The following is a 5,255-nucleotide window of genomic DNA, read 5'->3' as shown; positions in this document are numbered from 1 at the left end:
CCGTGACGGCTTTCGGGGTCAGCTACGTCGCCGTGGTGGGGGTGCTGTTGCAGGCTGCGGTGGTGGCTGGTCGAGCCGCGCGGGCGTTGCACCCGCGTCGCTGACCGCTCGCTTCTCGGCATGACCGCGCGGTTCGCCGTGCGAGTTGAGCAGTACCCCTAGCGTCAAGGCATGGCGCCGATCAACGCAGCGAACGGCAAGGGCACCTACGAGATCAGGATCGGTCTGTGGCTTCGCAGGAACAGGCGCTCGAGATCCAGGAGCGGTTGACCAGGGCCTTGTGCCTCGAAGCTGGGCACGATGGGCCGTGCGAGGTGCCGTGGTCCATCGCCGTGCTGCCGCCTGAAGCAGTCGATAAGGGTGAGGACCGCTACGACGAGCTGGTTCAGCAGGCGAGGATCGAGGGCACCTGCTGACCTCGACCATCACGCGGCTGCGGCACGACCGTGCGTCCTGCTCGCTGGCCTGAGGCGGCGTGCTGGAGAAGATGTCGTCGTGATCGCCATCCTCGCCGCCCCCACCAACCTCGGGCTCCGCCCACCCCAGCCAGGCAGCGTGCCCGGCTGCGCCAAGGCGCCTGAGGCCCTGCGAGAGGCGGGCCTGCACAGGCGACTGCTCACCCAGGGGGCCGAGGACGCCGGCGTGGTCCTGCCCGGGCGCTACGTCGCCGACCCCGCCACCGACGACGGCCTCAGCGGGGGCGGCCCCTTCACGGGCCGGTTGCGCAACCAGGACGCGATCCTCGAGCACGCCACCCGCTTCGCGGCACGGCTGGAACACCTGTTGGCGGCAGGACGTGCACCTCTGGTGCTGGGCGGTGACTGCAGCCTGCTGCTGGGTGCCGGCATGGCCTTGGCCCGGCGCGGTTCCTACGGCTTGATCCACGTCGACGGGCACACCGACTTCCGCCATCCCGGCAACAACGACGCGTGCGCGAGCCTGGCCGGAGAAGACCTGGCGGCAGCCGTCGGCCGGCACTGGCCGGCCGTCGCGGACCCCGAGGGCACAGGAGCCTCGTTCCACGCCCAGCACGTGGCCCACCTGGGGTGCCGCGACGACGACGAGCACCTGTCCGAGGCGCGGGACACCCTCGGGGTCGTCATCCCTGCCAGCCGGTTGCGCGGTGGCCATGGAACATCGAGCGTCGTCGCGGGGGCAACCGCTGCACTGGAGGTGGTGGGCCGAGCTCGCAGTGGCTACTGGCTGCACGTGGACGTCGACGTCCTCGACCCTGAGCACCTCCCGGCGGTGGACAGCCCCGACCCGGGTGGCCTGACCCCGCAGGAGCTGACCGAACTCCTCGTTCGCCTCGCTCCTGGGGCGGTGGGGATCCAGGTCACCGTCTTCGACCCCGACCTGGACCCGGACGGCCGCTGCGCACGGCTGCTGGCCGACGTCCTGGTCACCGGTCTGCGGCAGCTGGCCTCCGACTGCTGAGTCCACGCGATCCGGTCGTCCCGGACCTGACTCCACCACCGTTGCGGCGCAGCGGGTCTCCACGTTTGTCTCACTGATGGCGCGGGGGTGCCGGTGAGGTCACGTCTGCGGCGATGCCTCTGACCTGGAAGGCATCTGGGCGGCCGCGCCGTGGAGGACGTGCTGGACGACCGTGGTGACGAGGTGGTCGAAGTCCGAACCCGCGACCTCGAGGAGGACGTCGGGCAGGGTCAGCTGTTCCAGGACGAGCCAGTTGACGGCCAGGTAGAGCAGGACGGCCGTGGTGGCGTTCCCGGGCAGACCGGTGTCGAGGTGGTAGGAGATGACGGCCCGCAGGTCCGTCAGCACCGTGGCGGTGAGGACGTGCCGCAGCGCGGGGCGGCGGGTGGCCTCCAAGCGCAGTTCGAGCAGTGCCAGGTGGCCGCTGCGGTAGGCGGTGATCCGCTCGGTCAGCTGGTGCACCAGCTCGACGACGCGGTCGTGGTCCCGCGGCTCGGCGAGGCCGCGGGCCACCGTGGCGGCGTCGGGAGCCAACCGCTGGTAGATGCGCCCCCCGGCCTGGGTCAGCAGTTCGTCGCGAGAGGCGAAGTAGTTGGAGGTGGTGCCGGCAGGCACCGATGCCTCAGCGTCCACCGCACGGAACGTCAGCCCTCGAGCTCCCTGTGCGGCGAGCACCTCGATGGCGGCGTCGAGCAGTGCTGCCCGCCTCTGCGCGTTGGCCATGCGTCGTCTCCTCGCCTATCGACGACGACAACTGTAGTGGTCTACTGTCGCAGCAGTGGCACTACGTCTGTCGTGGCAGGGCGTCGAGGACTCGGTCCCCGGAAGAGGAGTGGTGGAGTGCGTGCGCTGACCTACTACGTGGGGGTGAGCCTGGACGGCTTCATCGCCGCCCCCGACGGTTCCTTCGACTTCTTCCCGGTCGAGTCCTCGGTGCTGGACTTCATCGCCACGGAGTACCCCGAGACCCTGCCCACCCACGTGCGCGAGCACCTGGGCATCAGCGCCTCTGCGGTCCACTTCGACACCGTGGTGATGGGTCGCGCCACCTACGCCCCGGCGATGCAGGCGGGGATCACCAGCCCGTACGCGCACCTGCACCAGCACGTGGTCTCCACGACCCTGGAGGCCGGCCCGGACCCGGACGTGCAGGTGAGCTCCGATCCGCTGGCCCTGGTCCGCCGGCTGAAGCGTGAGGACGGCGCCGGGGTGTGGCTGGCAGGGGGAGGCCGGCTCGCCGGTGCCGTCCTGGCCGAGATCGACGAGTTGGTCGTCAAGCGCTACCCCGTGGTGGTCGGCGCGGGCATCCCGGTCATCGCCGCCCCGCACGCTGGCGTGCAGGCCTTCGAGGTCACCGCTGAGCGCGCGCTGAGCGGTGGCACCACGGTCACCACCTACGCCCGCTCGACCTGATCGGTCGGTCCCCGAGGAAGGTCGCGCCGCTCGGCGCGGGAGCGGGGCGCCTCGTGGCCGTCGTCGGGGAGACGGTTCAGGCGTCCGCCCGGCACCCCAGCACGACCGGCCCCATCAGGCCCGTGACCTCCTGCGACGGGAACACCCACACCGTCGGCGTGGACTCCTGGAAGTAGGGCCCGAGGGTCCCGTAGACGGTCACCTCGACGTCGACGGTGCCGCTCAGCCCGGGCAGGTCGACCGTCCAGGGCGCGCAGAACAGGCTCGCGACCTCCCGGCCGTCCACCACCACCTCGGCGCTGCCGCGCAGGCGGCCGAGGTCCAGGGTGACCGCCGAGGTGCCCGCGGGAACCTCGGCGCGGCACCGGTAGCGCACCCCGCCGCTCCAGGCGCGCAACCCGATCCCCGGCCACGGGCCCAGGGTCACGGGGGCGGGGACCGTGTCGACCCGGGCGGGCCCGGACCACAGCGCGCCGGCCCGGTCGGTGCTCACGGCCGCGGTGCGCACCACCACCTCGGTGGGCGCGGCGACGGGGTCGGGCAGGTCCACGCGCCCGTCCACGACGGGTAGCTCACGTCCCGCGACGAGCACGCTCGCCTCGGCGGACACCGGCACGGTGAACCCCGTCGTCCCGGCCGGCACGTCGAAGCGGTACCACTGCACGGCCGGCACGGGGTCGTCGCCGGTGTGCACGACGTCGGCCTCGGCCCCGATCACGGGCACCCCGTTCATCCAGCGGGCACCCGCGAGGGGGTGCGTGCGGCGCACCGCGTGCACGGGGGCGAGTTCACCGCGGTGGCCGCGCTGCTCGGTGCTCACGCCGCTGCGGCCACCGCACGCGACCTCCCAGCCGGCACCGCTGACGACCGTGCTCACGCCGTCGGCGTGCTCGACGACGAGGTCGACGTAGGCGACGTCGCGCGTGTCGGTGCTGTCGGTGACGACCTCCAGCCGGTGCGGCCCCGCGCCCAGGGCGGACGCCAGGTCGTGGGAGAAGTACATGGGGTTCGCCCCCCAGCTGGACTCGTAGTACTCGACCTTCTCCTGCCGCGCGACGGGTTCGCCGTCGAGGAACACCGTCAGGCCCGTCGCGGCACCGACCACGAGGACCGCCCGGTGCACCGGCGCGGGCACCAGGACGTCGTGGGAGAACACCACGTGACCGTCGGGCTGCATCCCGGCGCCGACCGACATGTACTCCGGCCGCACCCCGAACCCGCCGGGTTCCACCAGGAGGAACCAGGAGCGGAGCAGGTCGTCGCCGTCGAGGCCGTGGCGGCCCGGGGCGTTGTCCACGTCGAACAGGTGGTACTCCAGCACGTTCGGGCCGGGACGCACGTCCACGACGGCCGTGCTGGCGTAGGTCGCCGACGTCGGCAGTTCGGTGCCGTTGAAGAACACCCGCTTCGCGGCCCCCGCACCCACGACGAGGTCGGCGGCACCGGGGCGCTCCGACGTCACGAGGGTCCGCACCGCCACCACCTCCCCGGGGCCGGGGGAGGCCGTGCGGGCGAACTCCTCGTAGACGAACGCCTTCACGCCGAGGCGGCCGCTCTCCTTCTCCACCCCGCGGGTCGCGGAGTGCACCACGCGGCCCCAGGCCGGGGTGGCCAGCGGGCGGCGGCCCGCGAGGACCTCCTCGACGTCCGCCGGCAGCAGCGGCGGCGGCAGCTCCGCCGCGGCCACGGCGGGGTGGGTGCGCAGCACCTGCCCGAAGGTGGCCTTGGTCGGGGTCCAGCGCTCGGGGGCGGCGCCGTCGGTCTCGGCGTGCTCCATCGTCCAGACCTGCAGCTCGTCGACGCCGGCGCCGGCGGGCAGGGCCAGGTCGCCGAAGTCGTTGCGCATCGTGGGAACCAGCTCGCCGGTCCACCCTTCGGCCAGCGGCACCAGGTGCGCCGGCGGGACGGCCGGCGCGACGGGTGCGCCCTCGGGCCGTCCCTCCCGCCACACCAGCAGCCCCAGCGGTGCGCCCGCCAGCGGCACGTCCACGTGCGACACGTCCCCCTCGACGCGCACGGGGACCGGCGTCCGGCTGCCCGTCGCCGGGTTCCACAGCTCGGCCTCCGCGACCGGCGCCTGCACGGTCACGGTGCGCTGCAGGGCGTACCGGGTCGCGTCGAAGTCGTAGTCGGTCCACCGCCAGCCGTCGCCGGGGGAGCGCAGGGGGTAGGCGCTGGCGTTGGGGAACGCGCCGCTGACGAGGGCGACGCCGCACTCCCCGTGCCGGCGCACGAGCAGCGGAACATCGCTGCTGGCGTGGTCGTGACCGCGGCCGACGGCCTCCACGGCGGCCGCCGCGTCCGCGACCCGGACGACACCGGGGTGCTGCGCGAGCGCGGCGACGAGCGCGTCGTCGCCCGCCCGCCCGGCCGCGGTGGCCGGCGCGTCGCCCACGACGAGGACC

At 73.4% G+C, this 5,255-nt stretch carries 4 protein-coding genes and 1 pseudogene; 3 read left to right on the top strand and 2 right to left on the bottom strand.

What is annotated here, in order from left to right; genetic code table 11:
* The first annotated feature begins 227 nt into the window (after positions 1–227).
* Both GTR02_RS24720 and GTR02_RS19575 read left to right on the top strand, forming a co-directional pair.
* Entirely contained in the window at positions 228–416 is a 189-nt protein-coding gene (locus GTR02_RS24720) for a hypothetical protein (protein ID WP_166609159.1), read from the top strand.
* A gap of 79 nt (positions 417–495) precedes the next feature.
* A complete protein-coding gene (locus GTR02_RS19575) occupies positions 496–1,437 on the top strand; it encodes an arginase family protein (RefSeq protein ID WP_166609156.1) in 942 nt (313 codons plus the stop codon).
* 99 nt (positions 1,438–1,536) lie between these two features.
* Here GTR02_RS19575 and GTR02_RS19570 read toward each other — a convergent pair whose 3' ends face one another.
* On the bottom strand, positions 1,537–2,160 hold the full coding sequence (locus GTR02_RS19570; protein WP_166609158.1) for a TetR/AcrR family transcriptional regulator: 624 nt from the start codon (positions 2,158–2,160) through the stop codon (positions 1,537–1,539).
* Positions 2,161–2,277: 117 nt separating this feature from the next.
* On the opposite strand from GTR02_RS19570, the gene GTR02_RS19565 reads away from it, so the two are divergent.
* Positions 2,278–2,850, top strand: coding sequence for a dihydrofolate reductase family protein (locus tag GTR02_RS19565; protein ID WP_166609157.1), 573 nt, complete (start codon positions 2,278–2,280; stop codon positions 2,848–2,850).
* A 76-nt stretch (positions 2,851–2,926) separates the two neighbouring features.
* Here GTR02_RS19565 and GTR02_RS19560 read toward each other — a convergent pair.
* Positions 2,927–5,255: pseudogene (locus GTR02_RS19560) on the bottom strand (glycosyl hydrolase); the annotation flags it as partial.

It is taken from the genome of Kineococcus siccus (assembly GCF_009906795.1).
Taxonomy (GTDB): Bacteria; Actinomycetota; Actinomycetes; order Actinomycetales; family Kineococcaceae; genus Kineococcus; species Kineococcus siccus.
The sequence above is the reverse complement of the archived record's forward strand: the minus strand, read 5'-3'. Positions and strand labels throughout refer to the sequence as shown.